Origin of the sequence: Brevibacterium samyangense, assembly GCF_039529845.1 — a bacterium.
GTDB lineage: Bacteria > Actinomycetota > Actinomycetes > Actinomycetales > Brevibacteriaceae > Brevibacterium > Brevibacterium samyangense.
Genome location: NZ_BAAANO010000008.1, coordinates 42,976 through 68,231 on the forward strand (window position 1 = coordinate 42,976; position 25,256 = coordinate 68,231).

At 70.8% G+C, this 25,256-nt stretch carries 21 protein-coding genes and 4 pseudogenes; 14 read left to right on the plus strand and 11 right to left on the minus strand.

The window, feature by feature from the left end:
• The first annotated feature begins 114 nt into the window (after nt 1-114).
• From ABD172_RS04195 to ABD172_RS04205, 3 genes are read left to right on the plus strand one after another with little or no spacing between them, the layout of a single operon-like run.
• Nucleotides 115-2,184 carry an ABC transporter ATP-binding protein gene (locus ABD172_RS04195; protein WP_344307237.1) on the plus strand — a complete coding sequence of 690 codons (2,070 nt, stop codon included), beginning with the start codon at nt 115-117 and terminating at the stop codon, nt 2,182-2,184.
• Nucleotides 2,181-3,371, plus strand: a complete 1,191-nt coding sequence (locus ABD172_RS04200) for a phosphotransferase family protein (protein WP_344307239.1) — start codon at nt 2,181-2,183, stop codon at nt 3,369-3,371. Before ABD172_RS04195 ends, ABD172_RS04200 begins: the two co-directional genes overlap by 4 nt.
• Before the next feature lie 9 nt (nt 3,372-3,380).
• Nucleotides 3,381-4,547: an aminoglycoside phosphotransferase family protein gene (locus ABD172_RS04205; RefSeq protein ID WP_344307241.1), complete on the plus strand. Its 1,167-nt coding sequence runs from the start codon at nt 3,381-3,383 to the stop codon at nt 4,545-4,547.
• A 76-nt stretch (nt 4,548-4,623) separates the two neighbouring features.
• Here ABD172_RS04205 and ABD172_RS04210 read toward each other — a convergent pair whose 3' ends face one another.
• From ABD172_RS04210 to ABD172_RS04225, 4 genes are all read right to left on the minus strand, one after another.
• Nucleotides 4,624-6,225: a helicase HerA-like domain-containing protein gene (locus tag ABD172_RS04210; protein ID WP_344307243.1), complete on the minus strand. Its 1,602-nt coding sequence runs from the start codon at nt 6,223-6,225 to the stop codon at nt 4,624-4,626.
• A gap of 109 nt (nt 6,226-6,334) precedes the next feature.
• Complete coding sequence (locus ABD172_RS04215) at nt 6,335-6,814, minus strand: hypothetical protein (RefSeq protein ID WP_344307245.1); 480 nt, start codon at nt 6,812-6,814, stop codon at nt 6,335-6,337.
• A 110-nt stretch (nt 6,815-6,924) separates the two neighbouring features.
• Nucleotides 6,925-8,523: a cation:proton antiporter domain-containing protein gene (locus ABD172_RS04220; RefSeq protein WP_344307246.1), complete on the minus strand. Its 1,599-nt coding sequence runs from the start codon at nt 8,521-8,523 to the stop codon at nt 6,925-6,927.
• Nucleotides 8,524-8,589: 66 nt separating this feature from the next.
• The gene (locus ABD172_RS04225) at nt 8,590-9,219 is read right to left on the minus strand and encodes a thymidine kinase (protein WP_344307248.1); all 630 of its coding nucleotides are present in this window, start codon (nt 9,217-9,219) and stop codon (nt 8,590-8,592) included.
• A gap of 177 nt (nt 9,220-9,396) precedes the next feature.
• Between ABD172_RS04225 and ABD172_RS04230 the strand changes: the two genes are divergently transcribed.
• From ABD172_RS04230 to ABD172_RS04245, 4 genes are all read left to right on the plus strand, one after another.
• Nucleotides 9,397-11,607 (plus strand): NADP-dependent isocitrate dehydrogenase, encoded by a 2,211-nt coding sequence (locus tag ABD172_RS04230; RefSeq protein ID WP_344307250.1) that lies wholly within the window; start codon nt 9,397-9,399, stop codon nt 11,605-11,607.
• 137 nt (nt 11,608-11,744) lie between these two features.
• Nucleotides 11,745-12,206, plus strand: coding sequence for a LapA family protein (locus ABD172_RS04235; RefSeq protein WP_344307252.1), 462 nt, complete (start codon nt 11,745-11,747; stop codon nt 12,204-12,206).
• Nucleotides 12,207-12,243: 37 nt separating this feature from the next.
• Nucleotides 12,244-12,567, plus strand: a complete 324-nt coding sequence (locus ABD172_RS04240; protein WP_344307254.1) for a putative quinol monooxygenase — start codon at nt 12,244-12,246, stop codon at nt 12,565-12,567.
• Nucleotides 12,564-12,929 (plus strand): SdpI family protein, encoded by a 366-nt coding sequence (locus ABD172_RS04245; protein WP_344307256.1) that lies wholly within the window; start codon nt 12,564-12,566, stop codon nt 12,927-12,929. Before ABD172_RS04240 ends, ABD172_RS04245 begins: the two co-directional genes overlap by 4 nt.
• 28 nt (nt 12,930-12,957) lie before the next feature.
• Here ABD172_RS04245 and pdxR read toward each other — a convergent pair whose 3' ends face one another.
• Complete coding sequence (gene pdxR, locus ABD172_RS04250; protein ID WP_344307258.1) at nt 12,958-14,337, minus strand: MocR-like pyridoxine biosynthesis transcription factor PdxR; 1,380 nt, start codon at nt 14,335-14,337, stop codon at nt 12,958-12,960.
• A gap of 251 nt (nt 14,338-14,588) precedes the next feature.
• Between pdxR and pdxS the strand changes: the two genes are divergently transcribed.
• From pdxS to ABD172_RS04270, 4 genes are all read left to right on the plus strand, one after another.
• Nucleotides 14,589-15,428, plus strand: a complete 840-nt coding sequence (pdxS, locus tag ABD172_RS04255; RefSeq protein ID WP_344307551.1) for a pyridoxal 5'-phosphate synthase lyase subunit PdxS — start codon at nt 14,589-14,591, stop codon at nt 15,426-15,428.
• A gap of 8 nt (nt 15,429-15,436) precedes the next feature.
• On the plus strand, nt 15,437-16,078 hold the full coding sequence (pdxT, locus tag ABD172_RS04260) for a pyridoxal 5'-phosphate synthase glutaminase subunit PdxT (protein ID WP_344307260.1): 642 nt from the start codon (nt 15,437-15,439) through the stop codon (nt 16,076-16,078).
• Between the two features lie 83 nt (nt 16,079-16,161).
• Nucleotides 16,162-17,019, plus strand: a complete 858-nt coding sequence (gene zupT, locus ABD172_RS04265) for a zinc transporter ZupT (RefSeq protein ID WP_344307262.1) — start codon at nt 16,162-16,164, stop codon at nt 17,017-17,019.
• A gap of 133 nt (nt 17,020-17,152) precedes the next feature.
• The gene (locus ABD172_RS04270; protein ID WP_344307264.1) at nt 17,153-17,932 is read left to right on the plus strand and encodes an alpha/beta fold hydrolase; all 780 of its coding nucleotides are present in this window, start codon (nt 17,153-17,155) and stop codon (nt 17,930-17,932) included.
• A gap of 122 nt (nt 17,933-18,054) precedes the next feature.
• Here ABD172_RS04270 and catA read toward each other — a convergent pair.
• The 5 genes and pseudogenes from catA to ABD172_RS04295 all read right to left on the minus strand — a co-directional run.
• Nucleotides 18,055-18,897 (minus strand): annotated as a pseudogene (gene catA / locus ABD172_RS04275) (catechol 1,2-dioxygenase); the annotation flags it as partial.
• A gap of 50 nt (nt 18,898-18,947) precedes the next feature.
• Nucleotides 18,948-19,145 (minus strand): muconolactone Delta-isomerase family protein, encoded by a 198-nt coding sequence (locus tag ABD172_RS04280; protein WP_344307266.1) that lies wholly within the window; start codon nt 19,143-19,145, stop codon nt 18,948-18,950.
• A gap of 140 nt (nt 19,146-19,285) precedes the next feature.
• Nucleotides 19,286-19,753: pseudogene (locus ABD172_RS04285) on the minus strand (enolase C-terminal domain-like protein); the annotation flags it as partial.
• A gap of 31 nt (nt 19,754-19,784) precedes the next feature.
• Nucleotides 19,785-20,144 (minus strand): annotated as a pseudogene (locus ABD172_RS04290) (LysR substrate-binding domain-containing protein); the annotation flags it as partial.
• A gap of 121 nt (nt 20,145-20,265) precedes the next feature.
• Nucleotides 20,266-20,757 (minus strand): annotated as a pseudogene (locus ABD172_RS04295) (LysR family transcriptional regulator); the annotation flags it as partial.
• Nucleotides 20,758-21,016: 259 nt separating this feature from the next.
• On the opposite strand from ABD172_RS04295, the gene ABD172_RS04300 reads away from it, so the two are divergent.
• The 3 genes from ABD172_RS04300 to ABD172_RS04310 all read left to right on the plus strand — a co-directional run bounded on the left by ABD172_RS04300 (nt 21,017) and on the right by ABD172_RS04310 (nt 24,500).
• A complete protein-coding gene (locus tag ABD172_RS04300) occupies nt 21,017-22,672 on the plus strand; it encodes an SLC13 family permease (RefSeq protein WP_344307267.1) in 1,656 nt (551 codons plus the stop codon).
• Between the two features lie 74 nt (nt 22,673-22,746).
• Nucleotides 22,747-23,826 carry an NADH:flavin oxidoreductase/NADH oxidase gene (locus tag ABD172_RS04305; RefSeq protein WP_344307269.1) on the plus strand — a complete coding sequence of 360 codons (1,080 nt, stop codon included), beginning with the start codon at nt 22,747-22,749 and terminating at the stop codon, nt 23,824-23,826.
• Nucleotides 23,827-23,828: 2 nt separating this feature from the next.
• On the plus strand, nt 23,829-24,500 hold the full coding sequence (locus ABD172_RS04310) for an MBL fold metallo-hydrolase (RefSeq protein ID WP_344307553.1): 672 nt from the start codon (nt 23,829-23,831) through the stop codon (nt 24,498-24,500).
• 10 nt (nt 24,501-24,510) lie between these two features.
• Here the strand turns inward: ABD172_RS04310 and ABD172_RS04315 are convergent, their stop codons facing one another.
• Nucleotides 24,511-25,233: a hypothetical protein gene (locus ABD172_RS04315; protein ID WP_344307271.1), complete on the minus strand. Its 723-nt coding sequence runs from the start codon at nt 25,231-25,233 to the stop codon at nt 24,511-24,513.
• Between the last annotated feature and the right edge of the window lie 23 nt (nt 25,234-25,256).

A 25,256-nucleotide genomic window follows, 5' to 3' on the forward strand; every position in this document is an offset into this window, starting at 1 on the left:
CCTCGAGGCGGACCCGCAGCGCCGGGTCGCGATGGCCCGGGCCGCCCGTGACCTCGCCGAGGCGCGGCACTCCTGGGCCCGCGCCACCGACCGCATCCTGGAAGGGGAGGACGCATGACCACGACGCCCGACACCACGGTGACGGACACCGCGGCACCCGGGACCGCACAGCCGGCGCCTCGGCAGCCCGGACCGGTCCGCCGCACGCTCGGCATCCTCCGGCCGCACATCGGCCGGGACTGGCCGCTCATGGGCGGAGGGGCGCTCGTCCTCCTCCTCGAGGTCGCCTTCCGCGTCCTCGAACCCTGGCCGACGAAGTTCGTCGTCGACGCGGTGACCGCCTCGCTCGGCGCCCACGTCCCGGGCGCGTTCGCCCCGACACTCACGCTCCTCGTCGTCGCCGGTGCCGCGCTCGTCGCGATCGTCGGCCTGCGGGCGCTCGCGAACTTCACCGCGACGGTCCTCTTCTCGCTCGCCGGTTCCCGGATCGCCACACGACTGCGGACACACGTGTTCGAGCACGTCCAGGCGCTCTCGGACGGTTTCCACGCCCGCAGCCGCAAGGGCGATGTCGTCCAGCGCCTCGTGAGCGATGTGAACAAGCTCCAGGAGGTCGCGACCACCGCCGGACTGCCGCTCCTCGCGAATCTCCTCACGCTGTTCGTCATGGCGATCGTCATGGTGGTGATCGACCCGTTGCTCGCGTGTGTCGTGTACCTCGCATGCGCCGTGTACTGGTTGTCCTCGCGGGGCACGACCGACCGCATCACCCAGGCCTCCCGGAAGACCCGCGCTGGTGAGGGGAGACTCGCGAACACCGCGCACGAGGCGCTCGGTGCCATCCACGTCGTCCACACCTATGCGCTCGAGCCGGTCGTCGCCGAGCGGTTCGGCGGGGCCAATGCGACGACACTGCGCGACGGTGTGCGCTCGAAACGCCTCGCCGCCGCGCTCGAACGGCGCACCGACGTCATCGTCGGCGTCGCCACCGCTCTCGTGCTCGTCGGCGGAGGCTGGCGGGTGCTCGAGGGAGCGATGACCCCCGGTGATCTCGTCCTCTTCCTCACCTATCTCAAGACGACGATGAAGCCCCTGCGGGACCTCGCGAAGTACACCGGGCGGATCGCCCGCGCCCTCGCGAGCGGGGAACGGGTTGCGGACCTCCTCGAGGTGCCCGTCGAGATCGCCGACTACCCGCTGGCCCGTGACCTCACGTGGTCGCGGGGCGCACTCTCCTTCCGTGGCGTCACCGCCGGATACCGGACCGAGGACGGCGGCCCCGTCGTCCCCGTGCTGCGCAACCTCGACCTCGACGTCCCGGCCGGCCAGAAACTCGCGATCGTCGGACCCTCGGGAGCGGGCAAGTCCACGCTCGGGCAGCTCGTGCCCCGGCTGCTCGATCCCATCGAGGGGAACGTCGAACTCGACGGCCTCGACGTCCGGAACGTCACGCTCGACTCGTTGCGGCGCCACGTCGCGGTCGTCCCGCAGGACACCGTCCTGTTCAGCGGTTCGATCCGCGAGAACATCCGGTACGGGCGCCTCGACGCCACGGACACCGAGGTCGAGGACGCCGCCCGCCGGGCGTGCGCCCACGATTTCGTGAGCGAACTGCCCGGGGGGTACGAGACCCTCGTCGGGGAACGCGGCGGTACTCTCTCGGGCGGACAGCGCCAGCGCATCGCGGTGGCCCGGGCACTCCTGCGGAACTCCGCGGTCGTCCTCCTCGACGAGGCGACGACGGGCCTCGATCCCGACTCTGCTGCCTCCGTCCTCGAGGCGATCGACCACCTCACGACGGGCCGCACGACCCTCGCGATCACGCACGACGCCGCCACGGCGCTCGCCGCCGACCGGGTCGTGTGGATCGAGCACGGCCGGGTGCAGCTCGACGGGACCCCCGAAGCGCTGCTCCGTGATCCGGATTCCGCGTTCGCCCGGTGGGTCGGCGCCCAGGAGGGTGGATCGCAGGACACCGGGTCGCCGGACACAGGCACTCCTGTGTCGGGCGGTGCCGTCGTGTCGGGAGGTGCAGCAGTGTCGGGAGGTGCCGTCCGTGCGGCCGGTGTCGCAGGCCCCGTGGCGATGCCGAAGGACCTGCCCACGCAACCGATCGCACTCCCGCGCGCCGGCGCCGCACGCTCCGACGCGACCACGTCCTCGACCCCGGGAGGTACCCGATGACCTGGATCCCCGCCCTGCGCGCCCTGCTCACCCCCGGATTCGCCGAGGAGGCCTTCGGCTCCGGCGCACGCGTCGACCACGTACGTTTCAAACCCGGCCAGTCCCTCGTCGGCCGACTCACGGTGCCCGGTGAGGCACCGCGGTGGGTCGCCTCGTACACCCCGGAGCTCGCGGTCAAGGAGAGGAACCTGCTGCGGCGCGCGGCCGGACACGACCTCGGACGGGCGCCCGTGCCCGCTGCATTCGGTCGGGGTTCGCTCGTGACAGGACCGATCGTTGCCGACCCGCGCCTCGGGCCCGTCCTCCGCGGAGCGGCGGGCGGCGCCGACCGGAACGCCACGGCGACCGTCACGGTGCTCAACTACAACCCGCTGCGGCGGCTCGTCCGTGCGGTGAGAACCGCGGACGGTGCCCCGGAGGTGCACCGCACCTGGGTGACCCCGCCGCCGGTGACGGTCCCGATGCTCCTCGCCCTGCGCGCCGCCGGTGTCCCGACTCCGGCCCCGAGGACCGTCGACGACCACACGATGGCGGTCGTCCACGTGCCCGGCGGCGACCTCGCGGAGAGGTTCGCCGCGGAGCACGGCGCACTCGCTGACCGCTCCGCGGACGCCACACCCGTCGCGGAGGCACTCACGGGCCTGCACCGCGCCGATCTCCGCGAGTTCACCCTGCCCACGTACTCCGGTGAGGACGCGAGCCGTGCACTCGAAGCGGTGCGGCGGACGCTCGGGTCCGCGGCGCCCCGGCTCGTCGACGACTTCGACGCGGTCGTCGGTCGGGTCCTCGGATCCGTGGCTCCGGACTTCACCGACGGGGACGGACCGGCCCGCGCCCCGGTGGTGCTCCACGGCGACTTCTCCGCCGATCAGGTTCTCGGAGCTCCGGACGACCCGACCCTCATCGACTTCGACCGTCTGCGCCTCGGCCCGGCCGGCTACGACCTCGGGTGCTTCCTCGCGGTCGAGCTCCTCGCCGGACGCGGAAGCGCCCGTGCCGGTGCGCTCGCCGAGGCGTACGACGGGCCCACCCCCGGGAAGGTCCGCGCATGGGCGGCGTTCCACGTCCTCCTCCGCGCGCTCGAACCCTTCCGCGACCTCGATCCCGCATTCGAGGCGCGGATCCTCGACCGCCTCCACCTCGCCGATGCCCTGGCTCTCACCCCGACCCGTCTCCGTGTTCATTGAGGAGTGCTCATGAGAATCCGACGTTCCTGGCCCGGGAAGAAGGGCACCCGCGTGCTCGAGGGCATCGACGACGCGGGCCGGGTGCGGGCGGGCGTCGTACCGGCTCCCGCCCGGACTCCGGCCGTCGAGCGGACCCCGGCCGTCGTCGCCGCGGCAGCGACACCCATGGACACCGAGGACCTGCCGCGGCCGCGCACCGGTCCCGTCGGCCCGGCGGACGCCGTGTGGCTCGAACCGGGCATCGACCCGAAACTCCCGACCTTCCACGTGGAGTCCGGGGACGAGGTCCTCGTCCACCGGGCGGGGCGCCGCGCCGTCGTCCGGACCTCCGCGGGTTTCGTCAAACACCTGCGCGCAGGCAGGGGTATCGAGGTCGCCGAGGTGTCGGCCCGGATGGCGACCCGTGCCCGTGCCGCCGGTTTCGCCGCCCCCGAGGTGCTCGACCACACCCCGGAGACCGTCACCTTCGCACCGCTCGCCGGGCACTCTCCCGAGGCCTTCGCGCGGATGCACGGCACGCTCGTCCCGGCGTTCGAGGAGTGGGCCCGGCGCTGGCCGGGCCTCGTCACCGGTGATGTGGCGTCGTGCGCACTCCGGGGTGTTCCGGTGCACGGACCCGAAGACGAGATCCGGGTCGTCGACACCTGGACCCGGCACCTCCTCGACTTCGCCCCCGCGGCCTGGGTGGGGGAGTACGCCGCGGAGATCCGCGCGGCGCGCGACCGCGTGATCCGCGGACTCGGCACCCCACGGGGAGGCCGGGGACAGGGAACACGGAGCGCGGATGGTGCGCTCGTCCTCGCCCATCGCGACCTCCACGACGGACAGATCCTCGTCGACGGCGGCACGGAATGTCACACGGAGGGCGGCACCGGACCGCTCACGGTCGGCATCCTCGACTTCGACACCGCCGCCCTCGCGGAACCCGAGCTCGACGTCGCGAACCTCGTCGAGCACCTGCGTTTCCGGGTCGGTCAGGGTCTGTGGGACGCGGCCGCGGCTGAGGGTGCGATCACCGCGGTGCTCGGCGTGATCGGTGACCTGCACCTCGACGCCGCGCGGCTGTCCGCCTACCGCGCCGCGACCCGTCTGCGGCTCGCGTGCGTCCACGCGTTCCGGCCCGCGGACACGGACCTCGCCCGGCGCACGCTCGAGTCACTCGCCGCCCACCGGTGAGATCACGGACCGGCACCGGGCCGGGAGACCGCCTTTCGGCACGCCCGGAGCCGGTCCCTCGGGCGAGAGGCGGTGCTCAGCGACGCCTGCGGCCGGTGCCGAAGATGCCACGGGCGATCTCCCGGGCCGCAGTCCGCGTGAACTGCTTGAACGCGGAACTCGTCACGACCTGTTCGATGACGCTCCTCTCCTTCCGGCCCCGGCTCCTGCCCCGTGAACCGGTGGGCGCCTCGGACCGCCCGGCGGACTCGGGGAGCGGCACGCGGTTCGCGGAGTCCGCCGGCGCCTCGGCGTTCTCGGTCTCCGCGGAAGCGGCCGCGTCCTCGCTCGCCCTCTCGAGGCGGGCGGTGAGGATCTCCCGGGCGGACTCGCGGTCGATCGGTTCGCCGTAGACGGCCCAGCGATCGGACTCCTTCACCGCGGCCTCCATCGCCGCGGCGTCCGTCGGTCCCATCGTCGAGGTGGGGGCGTACACCCGCGTCGGCGCAACCGGGGTGGGGGAACCGTCGGGATCGATGACGGTGACGATCGCCTCACCCGTGCCGAGGGTGGAGATGAGTTCCTCGAGGTCGTACGGCGAGGTCGGGAAGGTCTGGACCGTGGCCCTGAGAGCCTTCGCGTCCTTCGGGGTGTGGGCCCGCAACTGGTGCTGGATGCGGGCGCCGAGCTGGGCGAGGACCTCGTCGGGCACGTCGGAGGGGGACTGGGTGACGAAGAAGATCCCGACGCCCTTCGACCGGATGAGCCGGACGGTCTGCGCGACGGAGTCGAGGAACGCCTTCGAAGCGCCGTCGAACAGCAGGTGGGCCTCGTCGAAGAAGAAGACGAGCTTCGGTTTCTCAGGGTCCCCGACCTCGGGGAGGTTCTCGAAGAGCTCCGCGAGCAGCCACATGAGGAAGGTCGAGAAGAGCGCCGGACGGTCCTGGACGGCGGGCAGTTCGAGCATCGAGACGATGCCGCGCCCGTCCTCGGCGGTCCGCAGGAGGTCCGCGATGTCGAACTCGGGTTCGCCGAAGAAGACGTCCGCTCCCTGCGCCTCGAGGTTCGCGATCTTCCGGAGGATGACGCCGACCGAGGCGCTGCTCACCCCACCGATCGCCCGGAGGTCCTCCTTGCCCTCGTCCGAGTCGAGGAAGGTGAGCACGGCCCTGAGATCCGCGAGGTCGAGGAGCGCGAGGCCCGCGGAGTCCGCGTAGTGGAAGAGCAGCCCGAGGACCGATTCCTGGGTCTCGTTGAGATCGAGGACCTTCGACAGGAGGAGCGGGCCGAACGAGGTGACGGTGGCGCGCAGCGGGATGCCGGTGCCCTCGCCGCCGAGCGCGTAGAACTCGACGGGGCTCGCCTTCGCCTCCCAGGCCTGACCGTTCGCCTCCGTCCGTGCAAGGAGTTTCTCCGAGGGCTCACCGGCCGTCGCCATCCCGGACAGATCGCCCTTCATGTCCGCGGCGAACACGGGGACCCCCGCGTTCGAGAGCGCCTGGGCGAGCACCTGGAGAGTGACGGTCTTGCCGGTACCCGTGGCCCCGGCGACGAGGCCGTGCCGGTTGAGCATGGCGAGTGGCAGTGCGACGGGGACCTCGGGGACGGGCGCGTCCGCCTCGATCGCGGAACCGAGGACGATCGCCGTGCCCGCGGGGAAGGAATAACCGGTCCTGATGGCTTCGAGTGCTTCGCTCATGGGGAAAGTCTCGCACAGCTGTGAGGGACGTCACGGACGGCGGGAGGGCCTGCCGAGGCGCCGCGGGGCACCCGGGCTCGGGGCGCCTCGGCGAGCAGGGGATGGGGCCTCAGCCGAGGTGGCCGAGGAGGATCGACATCGCCCGGCCGCGCCGGTCGTAGACGACGGAGACGGCGACGGTGTCGGATTCGAAGACGTCGCCGGTGGACCCGGTGGGGGAGACGCGCGGGCCGGCGAGATCGAGGCTCGAGGGGCGGGAGCCGCAGATCCGGGCGAAGGTCTGCCGGACGGTGTCCCGGTCGGGGCGTTCGTGCCAGTCGTCGACGAGCCAGGAGGGGACCGTGACGCCGTTGAATCCGCTCGTCCGGTCGTAGACGAGGTGGATGTCGACCGCGTGGAGGATCCCGCCCGTGAGGTCGAAGGAGATACCCGAGTTCACGAACATCCAGTCGCTGCGACCGGTCGTGTCGTCGACCGGGGGTTCTCCGACCGCGAGCATCGCCGAGAGCAGCGCGGTGTCGTCCGTGCGACAGCCCAGTGCCTGCCACAGACCGCTGATGTGACCGGAAACCCCGATGTCCGCGTCCATGCACCCATTGTTGCAGAGCAGGCGGTGAAATATGTGAGCAGCATCACGCGAGTTCGGTGTGTGCAGGCGCCTCGCACCCGGCATCCCCGCGTGGGCGGCATGGTGCGGGATCAGTCATGCGGTGAGAACGTGGGGTCCCCGTCCTCGCCGACCGCGGCGTCCGCGAGCGTGATGCCTGCACCCTCGTAGAGGTTGTACACCGCGTGGACGCCGACCCGCCGGAAATGGCGCTCCTGCTCGCCCGTGCGGACGACGACGGCGAGCCGGCCGGAGAACCCGGAATCGCGCAGCCGCTCGAGCGCGTAGACGTTCGAGTCGTGCTGCGCCATCGCGAGCACCACGGTGTGCACCGTCCGCGCGGTCGTGATGCGGTGCCAGAACTCGAGCTCCGTCGCGTCCCCCTCGAGGATCCGGTACCCGTCCGCGGCGAGGCGCCGGGTGACGGCCATGTCGTTGTCGATACCCATCACCCGCATCCCGTGGGTGTCGCGGAACCGGTCGTAGGCGGCGTGCCCCATGCGTCCCATCCCGAGGACGAGCACCTCGGCGTCGCCGGTGTCGACCGGACGGTCCTCGGGGGTGATGCGGTCACGGTCGCGTTCGGGCAGGCGTCCCGCGATCCACTGCGTGAGCGGCAGCCCGCGGCCGTTGACGAGCGAGGAGACGACCATCGACAGTGCGACGGCGACCGCGACGACGACGAGCCAGCGCTCGCCGAGGAGGCCGGCCTCGACACCGACGGCGACGACGATGATCGAGAACTCCGAGAAGTTGCCGAGGGCGAGTCCCGAGAGCACCGCGGTCCGGTTCCGCAGCCCGAACGCGCGCCCGAGTGCGACGAACACCGCGATGTTCACCGGGACGAGAACGACGACGAGGGCGACGGCGGTGAGAACGTCCCCGCCGGACGGCAGGACCTCGATCCCGATCGAGAGGAAGAAGGCGACGAGGAACAGTTCTTTGAGGCCGAACATCGCCTTCCCGAGGCGGTTCGAGCCCTCCGCCCCGGCGAGGAGGAGGCCGAGGACGAGCGCACCGAGGTCGCCCTTGAGCCCCACGAGGTCGAACAGCCAGTACCCGGGGCCGAGAGCGAGCGTCACTCCGAGGAGGACGAGGAGCTCGGTCTGGTCGATGCGGGCGAGGATCCGGCGCAGCAGCCAGGCCGCCGGGACGAGACCGACGAGTGCGAGGGCCCAGGGGCTCGGGGGCTCTCCGCGGGAGGCGGAGATGACCACGACCGCGGCGAGGTCCTGCACGACGAGGATGCCGATCGCCGTCTGGCCGTAATAGGCACCGTCGTCCGAGCGACCCTCGAGGATCTTGACGACGAGCACCGTGGAGGAGAACGACAGGGCGAACGCGACGAGAGCGAAGGAGGTGAGCCCGTCACCGGCGGTGACGAGCCCGATGCCGGCGAGGAGGCCCATGAAGCCGGTACCGACTGCGGTGAGGACGACCATGTGCGCGGTCGCTGTGCCCCAGGTCTGCGGGCGCAGGAGCGTGCGGGCGTCGAACTTGAGGCCGATCGTGAAGAGGAGGAGTGTCACCCCGATGTCCGCGACGGTGTCGAGTCCGGGGAACCCCTCGATCCCCGCGAATCCGAGGCAGAACCCGGCGGCGAGATATCCGGCGAGCGGGGGCACCCGCAGGAGGCGGCTGAGCAGTCCCGCGGCGGTGGCGCCGGCGAGCACGAGGACGAGTGCGGTCATGCGGAAGTCTCCACGGATGAGTCGTGGCGGGTGGCAGCGGTGGTGGATGCGGTGGTGGGGATCCGGTCAGCCGAGGCGGCCGCCGGACTCCTCGAGATAGCAGGTCGGGCACAGGGACTCGTACGAGACCGCCATCCCGTCGATCGCGACCTGGTCGCCGGTGAAGACGAACTCGCGGCCGACCTTCCGGCCGTTGAACATCGCCTTCCGGCCGCACCGGCAGATCGTCTTGAGTTCCTCGAGGGAGTGGGCGATCTCGAGGAGGCGGGCCGAGCCGGGGAACGCGGCGGTCCGGAAGTCCGTGCGGATCCCGTAGGCCATGACGGGGACGTTCGTCGTGACGGCGATCCGCATGAGGCCGTCGACCTGCGTGCGGGTGAGGAACTGGGCCTCGTCGACGAGGAGGCACGCGACGGGCGGGACCGGCAGGTGGAGGTCCTCGAGGAGGGAGTCGTGGTCGATGCGGGCGGCCGCGTCCGCGAAGAGCGCCTCGACGTCGTCGTCGGGATCGATGAGGACGTCGGCCCGGCGGGTCATCCCGAGGCGGGAGACGATCTCGTCGTCACCTTTGAGGTCGATCCGCGGCTTGGCGAGGAGCACGCGTTGACCGCGTTCCTCGTAGTTGAAGCCCGCCTGGAGGAGTGCGGTCGACTTCCCCGAATTCATCGCCCCGTACCGGAAGTACAGTTTCGCCACCGACCCACGCCCTTTCGCTCCGGTTCCATCCCTCGACCGAAGGACCATCCTAGGTCCCCGCCCGCCGGACGGAGTTGTCGGTGGGACGGAGGCGCCCGTCGGATGCCTGCGCCGGGGTGCCGCTGGTTAGACTGGCCCACGGAAAGACCCCCGAACCGATCTGGAGATGTCCCCCGCATGGCAAAGATCATCTACACCCGCACCGACGAAGCGCCTCTTCTGGCGACCTATTCGCTCAAGCCCGTCATCGAGGCCTTCGCGACGACCGCCGGTGTCGAGGTCGAGACCCGCGATATCTCGCTCGCAGGCCGCATCATCGCCCTGTTCCCCGAGCATCTCACCGAGGAGCAGCGCATCGCCGACGCCCTCTCCGAGCTCGGTGACCTCGCGAAGACGCCCGAGGCGAACATCATCAAGCTCCCGAACATCTCCGCATCCGTGCCGCAGCTCAAGGCCGCGATCGCCGAGCTGCAGTCGCAGGGCTACGCGCTCCCCGACTACCCGGAGGATCCGCAGACGGACGAGGAGAAGGACGTCCGCGCCCGCTACGACAAGGTCAAGGGTTCGGCCGTGAACCCCGTGCTGCGCGAGGGCAACTCCGACCGCCGCGCGCCGAAGGCCGTGAAGAACTACGCGAAGGCGCACCCGCACTCGATGGGCGAGTGGTCCGCCGATTCGAAGACGAACGTCGCCACGATGGGCGAGAACGACTTCCGCTCGAACGAGCAGTCCGTCGTGTTCGAGCAGGACGACGTCGCCACCATCCGCCTCGTCACCGCGGGCGGCACCACCGAGCTCAAGCAGGTGCCCGTCCTCGCCGGTGAGATCCTCGACGGCACCTTCCTCTCGGCGAAGAAGCTCGACGAGTTCCTCGCCGCGCAGGTCGCCGAGGCGAAGAAGCAGGGCGTCCTCTTCTCGGTCCACCTCAAGGCCACGATGATGAAGGTCTCCGACCCGATCATCTTCGGCCACGTCGTCAAGGCGTACTTCGCGGACGTCTTCGCGAAGTACGGCGACGACCTCGCCGCGGCCGGCCTGTCCGCGAACGACGGCCTCGGCGGCATCCTCGCCGGCCTGTCGGAACTGCCGAACGGTGACGAGATCAAGGCGGCGTTCGACGCCGCGCTCGCCGAGGGCCCGGCCCTCGCGATGGTGAACTCCGACAAGGGCATCACGAACCTCCACGTGCCCTCCGACGTCATCGTCGACGCCTCGATGCCGGCGATGATCCGCATCGGCGGCAAGATGTGGGGCCCGGACGGGCAGGAGGCGGACACGCTCGCCGTCATCCCCGACTCCTCGTACGCGGGTGTGTACCAGGCCGCGATCGACGACTGCAAGAAGAACGGCGCACTCGACCCGACCACCATGGGCACCGTGCCGAACGTCGGCCTCATGGCGCAGAAGGCCGAGGAGTACGGCTCCCACGACAAGACCTTCGAGATCCCCGAGGCCGGCACCGTCGAGGTCGTGGGCGGCGCCGGTGAGGTCCTCATGTCCCACGAGGTCGAGGCCGGCGACATCTGGCGTGCCTGCCAGACGAAGGACATCCCGGTCCAGGACTGGGTGAAGCTCGCCGTCACCCGGGCCCGTCTCTCGGAGACCCCGGCCGTGTTCTGGCTCGACGAGACCCGTGCGCACGACCGCAACCTCATCGCGAAGGTGGAGAAGTACCTCGCCGACCACGACACCGAGGGCCTCGACATCCACGTGATGAACCCGTCCGAGGCGACCTCGTTCTCGCTCGCGCGCGCCCGCGAGGGTCTCGACACGATCTCCGTGACCGGCAACGTGCTCCGTGACTACAACACGGACCTGTTCCCGATCCTCGAGCTCGGTACCTCCGCGAAGATGCTCTCCGTCGTCCCGCTCATCGCCGGCGGTGGCCTCTTCGAGACCGGTGCAGGCGGTTCCGCTCCCAAGCACGTGCAGCAGCTCGTCGAGGAGAACCACCTCCGCTGGGACTCGCTGGGTGAGTTCTTCGCGATCGCCGAGTCCTTCCGCCACTTCCTCAACGCGGAGGACAACGCCCGCGCCGGTGTCCTCGCGGACACCCTCGACGACGCGACGGAGACCTTCCTCACCGAGAACAAGTCCCCCTCGCGCAAGGTCGGGGAGATCGACAACCGCGGTTCGCACTTCTACCTCACGCTCTTCTGGGCCGAGGAGCTCGCGAAGCAGACCGCGGACGCTGAACTCGCCGCTGCGTTCGCGCCGGTTGCCGCTGCCCTGCGGGAGAACGAGGCGACGATCGTCGAGGAGCTCGCGGCCGTCCAGGGTTCCCCCGTCGACCTCGGTGGGTACTACAACCCCGACGAGGCGAAGACCACCGCCGTCATGCGCCCCTCGGCGACCTTCAACGGGATCATCGACACGCTCGTGAAGTGATCCCGGTGCGCACCTGCGGTCCGATCCCGTGACCGTGGGGTGCGTTCTCGAGGTGGAAACCCCGATTCCGTTCGTGGAATCGGGGTTTTCCCTTTTGGGCCCTCCCCATGTGCCCCGACACGTGCCACTATGGGCCTATGGCGACTCCGCAGCACGGTTCCCCGGACCAGAATCCCCTCACCTCGGCCGATCTCCCGCCCGAGCTCATCGCCCCCGAGGCCGGCGGGCAGACCGCGGGTGACGTGGCGCCGGCGACGACCGAGCGGTCGGCGGTCGACCGCAGCTCCCGCACCGGGGACTCGGGACCGGTGAAGGACAACGGCGGCGTCTCCGCCGGCGTCTGGGTGTCCCTCATCGTCGGTGCGCTCGTGCTCGTCGCACTCCTCGTCTTCATCATCCAGAACAACGTCCCGGCGACGTTCCACTACTTCGGGTGGCACTTCCAGTTGCCGCTCGGCGTCGCGATGCTCATCGCCGCGATCGGCGGCCTCCTCATCGCCGGGATCGCCGGCAGCGTCCGGATCTTCCTGCTCTCGCGCCGGCTCAGGAAGGCGAACAAGCGGCTCACGGAGATCGACCGGATGACCGGGTCGTTCTGACACGCCCGCGCACTCCCGATTCGGTTACGGTTGAGCCATGTACTTCATCGTCGTGAAATTCCGTGTCAAGGACGAATTCGTCTCCCAGTGGCCCGAGCTCGCCCGCCCCTTCACCGAGGCGACCCGGGCCGAGCCGGGCAACCTCTGGTTCGACTGGTCGAAGAGCCTCGAGGACCCGAACGAGTACGTGCTCGTCGAGGGCTTCGCCGACGACGAGGCCGCCGGCGCGCATGTGAACTCGGACCACTTCAAGCAGATGCAGGGTGACTTCCCGCAGTACCTGCTCGCGACACCGAAGATCGTCTCCCGCAAGGTCGAGGGCGACTCCTGGGACGACATGGGAGAGATCTCCGTCCCGTGACGTCGACCCTCTCGGCGATCCTCGTGCTCGCGGGTGCACAGATCCTCATCGCACTCACGTGCCTGATCATGGGCTACCGGGCACGGGCGGGCACCCTCGAACGCAATCGGTGGTTCGGGATGCGCCTGAGCGCTCTCATGCACTCGGACACCGCGTGGAAGGCCGGGCACGCGGCCATCGCCCCGGCCCTCATCGGCCTCGGGTGGTTCGGGATCCCGGCGACCCTCGGCATCCCGGCGCTCGCGCTCGTCGCGCCGCAGGACTTCACCGTCACCGCGGGCGTGACGCTCCTGCTCCTCGAGACCGTCGTCCTCGTGATGTGGGCCTGGCGTGCCGAGGCCGTCGCCCGCCGTACCCGCTGACGGGTCCCGCTTCTCCTCCGCGCCCTCCTCACCCCGTGAGGAGGGCGCGGAGTCGTTCGAGCACCGTACGCAGTTCCGCCGGCTCGGCCGCGGGGTGGGCGATGACGATGCCGTGGCGTCGGGCGCGCCCGGACCATCCCTCGGAGAGGTCCCCGACCCGCACCCCGGATTCCGCGAGCGCGGCACGGACGGCACGCGCGCGTTCGGCCGGCATCTCGACGACGAGGGACCGGCCCGCCTCGACGAGTCCCGGCAGGTCCCGGAACCCCGCGGCGACCCGTTCCGCCGCGCGCATCCGCCTCCTGCCACGGGCGATCCGGGCCCGCAGGCCCCCGCTCGCGAGGTACTCGGCGACGGCCTTCTGCACGAGCAGGGGAGTGGCCGCACCCGAGGCGGCCCGCAGTCGGCGCATCCGGGCACCGAGGTGCCCCGTGGCCACGACGTACCCGGTCGACACCTCCCGGGTGAGGACCGTCGAGAAGGTGCCGATGTGGACGACGGTGTCGGGGGCGCTCTCCCACATCGGGGGCACGAGGGGTCCGGCGTAGCGGGCCTCGCTGTCGTAGTCGTCCTCGAGGACGACGGTTCCGTGCGTCCGGGCCCACGCGAGGAGTGCCGCCCGTCGGCCCGCCGGCATCGTGGTGCCGTGCGGGAACTGGTGATTGGGGGTGAGGAGAAGCGCGGAGATCCTCTCGCCGGCCGCTGCGAGGGCGTCGAGGGCCTCCACGGACATGCCGTGCTCGTCGACGGGGACCGGGAGGACCGTGACCTCGTCGAGAGTCCGGCGCAGGCCGGGGAACCCGGGGTCCTCGACGGCGACGGTGAGGGTCTGTGCGGGGGAGGCGAGAGCCCGGAGCGCGAGCGCGAGGCCGTCGCGGGAACCCCCGGTCACGAGGATGTGGTCGGGGTCGACGGTGATGCCCCGCATGAGGCGGAGATGTTCCGAGATCGCCCAGCGCAGGCGCGGAATCCCGTTCGGGTCGGCGGTGTCGCTCGGCAGGTCGAGGGCGGCGCGCCACGCTGCCCGGAACCGGGATTCGGCGGTGATGGGCCGGCTGCCGGCACCGGGGCGGAGGTCGATGCGGACGGGAGGCCCGGTGCGTGCGGGGGCGACGTGTCCGGGATCCGGGAGTGCGCGAAGGGCCGAGGCCGGGAGGTCGGGGTCGAGGTAGGTGCCACCGCGCGGGCGGGACACGAGGTACCCCTCGGTGCGGAGCTGCTCGTACGCGGTCTCGACGGTACCGCGGGCGAGGCCGAGGTGGTCGGCGAGCGTACGGCTGCCCGGCAGTCGGTCCCCGGGGACGAGGGTACCGGCACGGACCGCGGCGCGGACGGCCGCGGCGATCTGGGCCGGGAGGGGAAGGACTGCGTCACGGTCGAGGTCGAGGTGGAGGTCGCGGAGGGACATGAGGGCATTCCATCACATCTGGCCCACTGAAGTCGTCACCTTCTGGTCCTCGCGCAGGGCCACATCGCTTCGTAGTCTGAAACGCATCCGCTCGCGGGGTACTTCCCCGTAGGACGAACTCCCACGACATCCCGACCGAAGAACCCGGAGCCACCATGACCACTCCCGCGGACCCCACCGCACCCACCACCGCATCCCCGTCCGGCCCCACCCGGGACGAGCGTGCGCTCCTCGGCGCCGGCCTCGCCCGCATGCTCAAGGGCGGCGTCATCATGGACGTCGTCGATGCGGAGCAGGCGCGCATCGCGGAGGCCGCGGGCGCCGTCGCCGTCATGGCACTCGAACGCGTGCCGGCCGACATCCGTGCCCAGGGCGGGGTCGCCCGGATGAGCGACCCGGACCTCATCGACGGGATCATCGAGGCCGTGTCGATCCCCGTCATGGCGAAGGCGCGGATCGGGCACTTCGTCGAGGCGCAGGTGCTCGAGGCACTCGGCGTCGACTACATCGACGAGTCCGAGGTGCTGTCACCGGCGGACTACGTGAACCACATCGACAAGACCGGGTTCGAGGTGCCGTTCGTGTGCGGGGCGACGAACCTCGGTGAAGCCCTGCGGCGCATCACCGAGGGCGCGTCGATGATCCGTTCGAAGGGCGAGGCCGGCACCGGTGACGTGTCCGAGGCGATGAAGCACCTGCGGACGATCACGGGGGAGATCCGGGCACTCGGTGCGAAGTCCGACGACGAGCTCTTCGTCGCCGCGAAGGAGTTGCAGGCCCCGTACGCGCTCGTGAAGCAGGTGGCGCGGGAGGGGCGGTTGCCGGTCGTCCTCTTCGTCGCCGGTGGCATCGCGACCCCGGCGGACGCCGCGATGATGATGCAGCTCGGCGCCGACGGCGTGTTCGTGGGCTCCGGCATCTTCAAGTCGGGGAACCCCGAGCAGCGGGCGAAGGCGATCGTCGAGTCGACGACCCACTTCACGGACGCGGCTCTCATCGCCCGGGTGTCCCGCGGGCTCGGGGAGGCGATGGTCGGGATCAACGTCGCGGATCTGCCCGCACCCCACCGCCTCGCCGACCGCGGGTGGTGAGCCACGCCGTGACGCCACCGCTCATCGGTGTCCTCGCCCTCCAGGGTGCGGTCTCCGAGCACGCCGCGGTGCTCGCGACGCTCGGCGCGCGCACCCGCACCGTCACCCGGCCCGCACACCTCGAGGGCCTCGCAGGACTCGTCATGCCAGGCGGGGAGAGCACGGCCATGGCGCGCCTCGGCGCCGGCGTCGGGATGTTCGAGGCGATCGCCGCCCGGCACGCCTCGGGGACCCTCCCGCTCCTCGGCACCTGCGCGGGCCTCATCCTGCTCGCGAACGAGGTCGAGGACACCGAGGAGGCCGAGGCGCTCGCCGGGTTCACCCGCGCGCCGGCGCTCGACATCACGGCCCGGCGCAACGCCTACGGGGCGCAGCGGGAGTCGTTCCTCGCGGACCTCGCCCTCGAGGACGCCGCCGACCCGGACGGTGCTGCCGCGGGTGGGGCCGGGCGACGCACCGTCCGGTCCGCGTTCATCCGGGCGCCGCAGATCGTGCGGGTCGGTGACGGCGTCGAGATCCTCGCGCGGCACGCCGGGCGGCCCGTTCTCGTGCGACAGGGGGACGTCCTCGCCGCGACCTTCCATCCCGAGATCACCGGCGACACCGCGGTGCACGCGCTCTTCCTCGCACGGGTACGGGCCGCGGACTGAGCCCTTCACCAGCACTTCCACAGTTGCGCACGTGCGCACATGTGGACTTGTCCGGGACACACGGGTGTGGGAGAACTACTTCCATGAACTCCCTCGCCGTGGCCTTCCTCCTCACCCTGGGTGCGGGGCTCGCCACCGGCCTCGGCGGGCTCGCGGCGGTCCTCGTTCCCGCCGAACGCCGCCGCTCCGGAGTCTTCCTCGGCACCGCCCTCGGCTTCTCCGCCGGCGTCATGGTCTACGTGTCCTTCGTCGAGATCCTGCCGCAGGGCATCGTCACGATCGGCGAGACCCACGGGCCGCGCACCGCGACCGCTCTCGCCGTCGCCGCGTTCTTCGCGGGTATCCTCGCGACCGCCGTCATCGACCGGCTCGTCCCGGCCCGGATGGACCCGCACCCGCAGATGGCCGGGGGACGGGCCCCGGATGCCGCCGCCGAGGCGCCCCGCACCCCGGCACCCTCCCCGCACTCCGGGCACGATCCGCACCGCCGGGCGCTCCTGCGCACCGGCATGTTCACCGCATTCGCGCTCGCCCTCCACAATTTCCCCGAGGGTTTCGCCACCTTCCTCACGAGTCTCCAGGACGCGGCGGTCGCGATCCCCATCGTCGTCGCGATCGCGGTGCACAACATCCCGGAGGGGATCGCGGTCGCGGTCCCCATCCACCACGCGACCGGTTCGAAGCGCAAGGCGCTCGGGCTGTCGTTCCTCTCCGGCCTCGCCGAACCGGCGGGTGCGGTCATCGGCTATCTGCTCCTCGCGCCGTTCATCACCCCGACGAGTCTCGGGATGGTGCTCGCGGCGGTCGCCGGAGTCATGGTGTTCCTCTCGTTCGACCAGCTCCTGCCGACCGCGCAGCGGATGAGTACACACCGCTGGTCGATGTACGGACTGCTCGCGGGGATGGCGGTCATGGCCGTGAGCCTCGTGCTGCTCGCATGAGCCTTCGACCCGGACATGTTCCCGGTCGCGACCCGGCGGTCCGTCCGGTGCGGTGCCCGGCCGCAGCCTCTCTTCACCCGTTCGTCACGCCGGGTGCACGCGGAGTGCGGGTCCACGCCGTTAGAGTGAGCGCATGTCGACTCTCGCGTACACCGTCATCAACGATGCCGACCCGACCGCACCCGTCCTGATCCTCGGCAATTCCCTCGGCACCGTCCAGGGCCTGTGGGCCGGTGTGGCGTATCGCCTCGCGGACGACTACCGCGTCGTCACCTACGATCTCCCCGGCCACGGCGCCTCCCCGCTCCTCACGGACGTGACCCTCGAGTCCATCGCCCGCGGTGTCCTCGAGATCGCCGACGAGCTCGGTGCCGAGCGGTTCCACTACGCCGGTGTCTCGATCTCCGGCGCGACCGCGCTCACCCTCGCGACGATCGCCCCCGAGCGTCTCCACAGCGTCACCGCGGTCGCGTGCGGCGACTTCTTCGGCGGTGCCGAACGCTGGGACCAGCGGATCGAGGAGGTCCGGAAGTACGGCACCCGCGGGCTCATCCCCGACACCGTCGATCGGTGGTTCGCCGCCGGGTTCATCGACGAGGACAACGCCGCCGGCCCGATCGTGCTCGAGATGCTCGGGAACGTCGACGACGCCGGGTACATCGAGTGCTGCAAGGGCCTCGCGTCCTACGATCTGCGGGACTCCGTCTCCCGGATCACCGTGCCCACCCTCCTCATGGCCGGTGCGCAGGACCCGGGGAACACCCCGGAGTCGATGGAGGAACTCCACGAGCGGATCGAGAACTCCGAGTTCGTCGTCGTCCCCGACGCCGCGCACATCCCGATGGCCGAGCATCCCGAGATCGTCACCGACCACCTCGCCTCGTTCCTCGCCCGCACCTCCGAGGAGTACTGAGCTCCGCCGCAGACGCGCCGAGGCGCCACGGAGTCGCGAACTCCGTGGCGCCTCGGCAGTTGTGGACGGGCCTCCGGTGCCGGCGGGCCACCGGCCCGGCCGGCCGTGGGCGAAGGGCCTCGGGCCGGGTCGAGGACGAAGTCGTACACCGTCTGCTCGCCGGTGCCGCTCTCGGCCGGCTGGATGTCGAGCACGAGCTCGGGCTTCACCGCGGTCGCGACGTCGTCGTCGTTGTGTTCGTCGCCGGGGAAGTAGAGCTGGGCGGTGAGGAGCTGGTATCCGGGGGCGGACACCTTCACGTGGAGGTGCGCCGGACGCCAGGCGTGCGAGCCGGCGGCGGCGATGAGCTGGCCGCAGGCACCGTCGGTCGGGATCATGTACGGGGCCGGGCGCATCGTGTGGATCTCGTAGGTGCCGTCGGCGGCCGCGGTGAACGTACCGCGGAGGTTCCACTCCGGGATGTCCGGGGCGAACTGGGAGTACAGTCCGTCCTCGTCCGCGTGCCAGAGCTCGACCTTCGCGTCCGGCAGCGGGGTGCCGTCGACCGCGGTGATGGTGCCTGTGAAGAGGAGCGGGGTGCCCTTCTCGTCCTGCCGCATCGAGATCGTCGCGGGGGAGTCCTGCGCCGGGGCGTCCGGCACGTGGTACGGTCCCTCGATCGAACCCTTGCTGCCCTGGCGGTGGTCGGTGTTGACGTCCTCGACGGTGTGCTCGAGCCAGACGTCGAGGAAGAGCGGCCACTCGCCGGCCTCGCCGACCTTGATGAGCCACGCCTTGAACGCGTTGTACTCGTCGTAGCTGATCCGTTCCTCGCGGGCGATGTCGTTGATCGCGGTGACCGCGCGGGTCGCGAGGCGGTTGACGCGCTCGTGGTCGACCTCGCCGCCGTGGAGCTTGCCGGAGGTGCGGAAGCGGTCGGTGCCGGCGGCGCCGGAAGCGGCTGCGGTGGGATCCGGGGGTGTCACGGGAACTCCTTCGTTGCGGTTGTGCGGGTGGTGGACAGGGTCGGTACGGATCAGCGGATCGAGTTGGGGTGCTTCGCGAGTGGCGTCACGGTGATCGACATGTACGGGTACATGGGGAAGCCGCTCAGCACCTCGTGGAGGGTGTCGTTGTCGGGGACGTCGAACAGCGCATGGTTCGCGTACTGGCCGACGATCCGCCAGATCCCGAGGATCGTGTTCTGCCGCTGGAGGTTCCCGGAGTACTCCATTCTCCCTGGCCTGGAGATCGGCGACCTGCTCGGGCGAGAGGTGGGGCGGGAACTCGACCTGCATGCGGGTCATGAAGAGCACGGTCTTTCCTTTCCGTTTGCGCGGCTGTGTCCGTGTGGAGAGCCGTAAGGGGCGCGGATCAGTCCTGTCGGTACCGCGCGAGTTTCTCCTCGTCGATCTCGGCACCGACGCCGGGGACGGCGCGCACCGGGATCCGTCCCTCGGAGATGACGAGAGGATCCTCGAGGAGGTCGTCGGCCATGTCGAGGAAGTTCGAAAGTTCGCCCGCCCTCCGGCTCGTGGCCTCCTGGGCGGCGCCGAAGGTGACGGTCGCGAGCGAGCCGACCTGGGTGTCGATCTGATTGCCCATGGTGACGTCGACGCCGAGGCCCGTGCACAGGCCGAGGATCTCGGTGGCCTCCGTGAAGCCGCTGCGGGCGGTCTTGATGCAGATCGCGGTGCAGCCGCCGCTCAGCAGTTCGCGGGAGGCGTCCCGGGCGGTCGGGACCGATTCGTCGCCGACGACGGGGATGGGGGAGCGCTCGACGAGACGCCGGCGGCTCATCGCCTCCTTCGCATCGCACGGCTCCTCGAGGAGGGTGAGGCCGCATAGGGGATCGCGTCGATCCGGGTGATCGTCATGCTTCCTCCGGTCGGGGAACGATGGGTGCGTCGGGGGCTGCGGTGCGCAGCGGAGCGGTACGGAGTCCTGCGAGCGGCCCTGCGACCTCGGTGAGGAACGCGTCGAGGAGCGGGGTCGGCCCGTCACCGGTGCGATGAGCGAGGACGAGGTCGATGTCCGGAGCGTCCTCGACCGGGCGGAACACGACCCCCTGGAGGGAGAACTCCTTCTCCGCGATCGGGACGAGTGCGATGCCCAGTCCTGCGGCGACGAGGGCGAGGAGGGTGGCGGTCTCCCGGGCCTCCTGCGCGACGTGCGGGGTGAAGCCGGCCCGGCGGGCGGCCTCGGCGGTGATGTCCCGGACGACGGACTCCGCCGGGTAGGAGACGAAGTCCTCGGCTGCGAGGTCCGCGAGGGTGAGCCGCGCACGGGCGGCGAGGGTGGTCGGCCGGCAACGCCACGCGCAGGGGGTCGCGGGAGACGAGCCGGGTGGCGAGGGCGCCTCGGCCGGGCGGTTCCTCCGGAGGCAACCCGCCGGCGGGTGGACGCAGCAGCGCGGCGTCGAGGCGCCCCTCGGCGAGGAGTCGCGTGGCGGAGCGGGTGAGGAGCTCGCCCGTGACGTGGAGACGGACTCCCGGCAGCGCGGTGCGGGCGGCGCGCAGCAACGCGGGCACGAGTCCGTACGTGGCCGAACCGACGACGCCGAGCCGGAGGACACCGCGGGCCCCGCGACCGACGAGGCGGGTGTCGTCCTCGAGGCGGTCCACCTCGGCGAGGATGGCCCGGGCCCGGTCGAGGAAGAGGCGGCCGGCCTCGGTGAGATCGACCCGGCGGGTGGTGCGCGCGAGCAGCTGGGTGTCGAGTTCGTCCTCGAGCTGCTTGATCTGCTGCGACAGGGGAGGTTGCGCCATGTGCAGACGGGCGGCGGCGCGACTGAAGTGGCGTTCCTCCGCCACGGCGACGAAGTACCGCAGATGACGTAGCTCCATCGCTCTCACGCTCCTTCTTCCCCACACGCTAGAGGTGCGCGAGGATGGGTGGAAATACGGATTCTCGCGGAACCGATATGTGCAGCCTATGAATCGCCGTCGGCCAGGGGCGGTGTCCGCCACGACCCGGGGCCGTTGTTACGATTCCCGGGATTCCGTTCCGCCCCGTGAGTCCGTGCGCGTCGTCGCGCACGCGGGCAGCACATGCCGTGCAGCCCGGCGGTCCGCGGGACGCCACGAGACCGAGAGGAACAATGACGTGTCCCTGAATGACCCCACGACCGCACCCACTCCCGAACCGGAGGCGGGTCGCCCGGTCCCTCCGGAGCCCGGAGAGGTCGGCGGGCGTTCGCCCGGTGAGAGCGAACCGGCGTTCCCCGCCCGTGCCGTGCGGATCCGCTGGACCGGTTTCGCCGCCGGTCTCGTGCTCGCGGCCCTGCTCTACCTCGTCATGCCCGCCGAGGTCCCGCAGGCGGCCCGGGTCACCGCGGCCGTCGCCGGACTCATGGCCGTGTGGTGGATGACCGAGGCGGTGCCGATCCCGGCAACCGCGCTCGTCCCGCTCGTCGCCTTCCCCGTCCTCGTGCCGCTCATCCCCGGTGAGGAGGAGGACGTCGAGGTCACGGTGACCTCGATCGGGGCCTCGTACGGGCAGGACACGATCTTCCTCTTCATGGGCGGCTTCCTCATCGCACTCGCGATGCAGCGCTGGAACCTCCACCGTCGGATCGCCCTCGTCGTGCTCTCGCTCATGGGTGACCGCACCGACTTCATGATCGCGGGCTTCATGCTCGCGACCGGTTTCCTCTCGATGTGGGTGTCGAACACCGCCACCGCCGTCCTCATGCTCCCGATCGGCCTCTCCGTCCTCCTCCTCGTGAACGAGGCGATGGAGAAGGCCGGGACGGACGGAGCGGCCGCGGCCGGGACCACCGGGTCCGCTTCGGCGGAGGACGTGAAAGCAGCGGTTCTCAAGTCCCGTTTCGGCACCGCACTCATGCTTGGCATCGCGTACGCGGCGTCCGTCGGTTCGCTCGGCACCATCATCGGCACCCCGCCGAACACCCTCCTCGTCGGCTACCTCCAGGAGACGCACGACATCACCATCGGCTTCGGCCAGTGGATGCTCGTGGGCGTGCCGCTCGCGGCGGTCATGCTCGTGATCACGTGGTTCCTCCTCGTGAAGGTGCTCTTCAAGCCGGAGGTCACGCACGTCCCCGGTGGGCGTGACCTCATCCGGAAGGAACTCGCCGCTCTCGGCCCGGTGTCCACGGGTGAGCGCCTCGTGCTCGCGGTCTTCGTCCTCGCGGCACTCGCGTGGGTCATCGTCCCCACCGTGTTCGAGGAACCGCCGATCTCCGATGCCGGGATCGGCCTCGTCGCCGGTCTCCTCCTCTTCCTCCTGCCTGCCGGCGCCGCCCGCGGTGTGCGCCTCCTCGACTGGGAGTCCGCGGTCCGCCTGCCCTGGGGCGTGCTCCTCCTCTTCGGTGGTGGCCTCGCGCTCTCGTCGATGTTCACGAAGTCCGGGCTCACCGACTGGATCGGCGAGGTGTCGCAGGGCCTCGGGGCCCTCCCCGTCGTCCTCCTCGTCGTCATCGTCACCGCCGGCATCATCTTCCTCACCGAGATCACCTCGAACACCGCGACCGCGGCGACCTTCCTCCCGGTGATCGGCGGCGTCGCGATGGGCATCGGGGCGGACCCACTGCTGCTCACGGTGCCGGTGGCGATCGCCGCGACGTGCGCGTTCATGCTCCCGGTCGCGACCCCGCCGAACGCAGTGGCGTACGGCACCGGATACGTGACGATCGGGCAGATGATCCGCGGCGGTCTGTGGCTCAACATCATCGGGGTCGTGCTCATCACGCTCGTGACGCTCACGCTCGGGGTGTGGGTCCTCGGCATCCAGCTCTGATCCGGACGGGGCACTAGGCTGGGATCGGTCCGGCCGGACGGTCGGACCGATCCCCGACCCCAGGAGAGAACCTCGTGACCCCGAAGCTCTTCGAACCCATCACCCTGCGTTCGCTCACGGTCCGCAACCGGGCCTGGCTCGCGGCGATGTGCCAGTACTCGTGTGAGGCGCAGGACGGCGTGCCGACCCCGTGGCACATGGTGCACCTCGGCGCCCGTGCGCAGGGCGGATTCGGTCTCATCATCACCGAGGCGGCCGCGGTGCTGCCGGAGGGACGCATCTCCCCGCAGGACGTCGGGCTCTGGAACGACGAACAGGCCGCGGCCTGGAAACCGATCGTCGACTTCGTCCACTCCCAGGGCGCCGCGATCGGCCCGCAGCTCGCCCACGCCGGTCGCAAGGCGAGCACCCACCGCCCCTTCGAGGGCGAACCGACCGGTGTCGCCGGTCCCGAACACGGCGGCTGGCAGCCCCTCGGTCCCTCCCCGAAGGCGTTCCCCGGCCTCGCCGTCCCCACCGAGATGACGCAGGACGACATCGCACAGGTCGTCGAGGCCTTCGGTGCCGCCGCCCGGCGGGCCGCCGAGGTCGGATTCGACACCGTCGAGATCCACGGCGCCCACGGCTACCTCATCCACGAATTCCTCTCCCCGCTCTCGAACGTGCGCACCGACGAGTACGGCGGTGACCTCGAGGGCCGCTCCCGCCTCCTCTTCGAGGTGTACGAGGCCGTCCGTGCGAACTTCCCCGAGGACAAGCCGGTGCTCGTCCGCCTGTCCGCGAGCGAGTGGACCGAGGGAGGTTTCGACATCGACGAGGCCACCGAGGTGTCCGCGAAGCTCCAGGAACTCGGTGCGGACCTCATCGACGTGTCCTCCGGCGGCAACGTCCTCGCGGACATCCCGGTGGGACCGTCCTACCAGGTGCCGCTCGCCGCGGAGATCGCCGGCGCCGGCGTCACCACCGGTGCGGTCGGACTCATCACGGAGCCCGCACAGGCCGAGAGCATCCTTGTGTCCGGGGACGCGGATGTGGTCCTCTTGGCACGTGTGGCCCTGCGCGAGCCCTCGTGGCCGCAGCGGGCCGCCCACGAACTCGGCCTCGAGTGGCGGGACGTGCCGTACCCGCCGCAGTACACACGCGGGAAGTGGTGAACATGCACCAGGTCGTCGACACCCTCCATCTGCAGGACGTCGTCATCCGGTCCATCTCCGTCTCGGAGATGGAGAACAACGTCTACCTCCTCACCTCGAAGGAGACCGGGCACCAGGTGCTCATCGACGCGGCGGACGATCCCGCGGCGATCGCGGAACTCGTCGAATCCGGCGTCGCCGACGGACCGGGGGAGGAGCCGAGCGTCGTCACCGTCCTCACGACGCACCGGCACTGGGACCACGTGCGTGCGCTCGGGGAGATCGCCGAACGCTACGGGGCGACGACCGTTGCCGGGGTGAACGACGCCGAGGCGATCGCCGAGCAGCCCGGTGGCGCACCGATCGAGCTCACGGTCTCCCACCAGGACGTCCTCTCGCAGGGCGGTATCGCATTGCGCTGCATCGAACTGCGCGGGCACACCCCGGGTTCCATCGGATACGTGTACACGGATCCGGACGGGACGACCGTGCTCTTCTCCGGCGACAGCCTGTTCCCCGGCGGGCCGGGGAAGACGAACTCCCCGGAGGAGTTCGCCTCGCTCATGGACGACCTCCAGGAGCGCGTGTTCGGAGTTCTCGAGGACGACGTCCATGTGTTCCCCGGTCACGGGAGCGCGACGACGATCGGGACCGAGCGCCCGCAGATCCCCGAGTGGCTGGCCCGCGGGTGGTGAGGTCTCCTACTTACTCCTCGACCGGACCGCCCGCGCGGCGGGCGGCGCGCGCAGCGAACGCGAGGGCGGTGAGCATGATGAGTGCCATCGTGGCGAGTTTGCCGACCGTTTCCGCAAGGGAGACGAGGGAGCGGAGCCGTTCGGGCCACCCGAAATAACCACCCGCAGGGCCGAGCATGTCGAGGCCGGCGGTGACGACCGCCATGACGGCCACGACGCCGCACACCACGAGGGCTTCCCGCCGGGAGGCCCTCGTGGTGTGCGGCAGGGCGAGGAGGTAGCCGACGGCGAGGGGAATTCCGAGGAGCGCCCAGACGAGGAGCTCCCCGAAATCCTGCCCGCGCAGGGCGAGCGCGGACTGCAGTCCGAGTGCCTCCGCGAGCCGGCCTCCGAGGTACTCGTGGATTCCGAGGCTGTCGTCGGCGACGAGGACGAGCAGGCCGCAGGCGAGGACCACGTGCGTCGCCGTCCCTCGGCGGGCGGCCGCGATCCACGTGAGGGCGCCGGCCGCGACGAGGAGGAACACATAGCCGACGACCGCCCCGACGCCCCGGTCGCGGCCTCCGTCGAAGATCGGGGAGGCGAGTGCCGGGAACCACCCGCGGGTCCCGTTCAGGTGGTTCCCCATATCGACGACTCCCACGACGGCGACGGCGAGCAGGGAGAGCCACGCCATGAGGAACCACCCGCGGGGGAGCGCGCGGAGACGGCGGCGGAGGAAGCGAACGTTCATGGGGGTGGACCTTATGCCCGTTC

Bases quoted from the DNA above. Each gene is read 5' to 3' on its own strand.
- ABD172_RS04195 (WP_344307237.1), top strand. From the start codon at position 115: ATGACCACGACGCCCGACACCACGGTGACGGACACCGCGGCACCCGGG.
- ABD172_RS04200 (WP_344307239.1), top strand. From the start codon at position 2,181: ATGACCTGGATCCCCGCCCTGCGCGCCCTGCTCACCCCCGGATTCGCC.
- ABD172_RS04205 (WP_344307241.1), top strand. From the start codon at position 3,381: ATGAGAATCCGACGTTCCTGGCCCGGGAAGAAGGGCACCCGCGTGCTC.
- ABD172_RS04210 (WP_344307243.1), bottom strand. From the start codon at position 6,225: ATGAGCGAAGCACTCGAAGCCATCAGGACCGGTTATTCCTTCCCCGCG.
- ABD172_RS04215 (WP_344307245.1), bottom strand. From the start codon at position 6,814: ATGGACGCGGACATCGGGGTTTCCGGTCACATCAGCGGTCTGTGGCAG.
- ABD172_RS04220 (WP_344307246.1), bottom strand. From the start codon at position 8,523: ATGACCGCACTCGTCCTCGTGCTCGCCGGCGCCACCGCCGCGGGACTG.
- ABD172_RS04230 (WP_344307250.1), top strand. From the start codon at position 9,397: ATGGCAAAGATCATCTACACCCGCACCGACGAAGCGCCTCTTCTGGCG.
- ABD172_RS04235 (WP_344307252.1), top strand. From the start codon at position 11,745: ATGGCGACTCCGCAGCACGGTTCCCCGGACCAGAATCCCCTCACCTCG.
- ABD172_RS04240 (WP_344307254.1), top strand. From the start codon at position 12,244: ATGTACTTCATCGTCGTGAAATTCCGTGTCAAGGACGAATTCGTCTCC.
- pdxR (WP_344307258.1), bottom strand. From the start codon at position 14,337: ATGTCCCTCCGCGACCTCCACCTCGACCTCGACCGTGACGCAGTCCTT.
- pdxS (WP_344307551.1), top strand. From the start codon at position 14,589: ATGCTCAAGGGCGGCGTCATCATGGACGTCGTCGATGCGGAGCAGGCG.
- zupT (WP_344307262.1), top strand. From the start codon at position 16,162: ATGAACTCCCTCGCCGTGGCCTTCCTCCTCACCCTGGGTGCGGGGCTC.
- ABD172_RS04270 (WP_344307264.1), top strand. From the start codon at position 17,153: ATGTCGACTCTCGCGTACACCGTCATCAACGATGCCGACCCGACCGCA.
- ABD172_RS04280 (WP_344307266.1), bottom strand. From the start codon at position 19,145: ATGGAGTACTCCGGGAACCTCCAGCGGCAGAACACGATCCTCGGGATC.
- ABD172_RS04310 (WP_344307553.1), top strand. From the start codon at position 23,829: ATGCACCAGGTCGTCGACACCCTCCATCTGCAGGACGTCGTCATCCGG.
- ABD172_RS04315 (WP_344307271.1), bottom strand. From the start codon at position 25,233: ATGAACGTTCGCTTCCTCCGCCGCCGTCTCCGCGCGCTCCCCCGCGGG.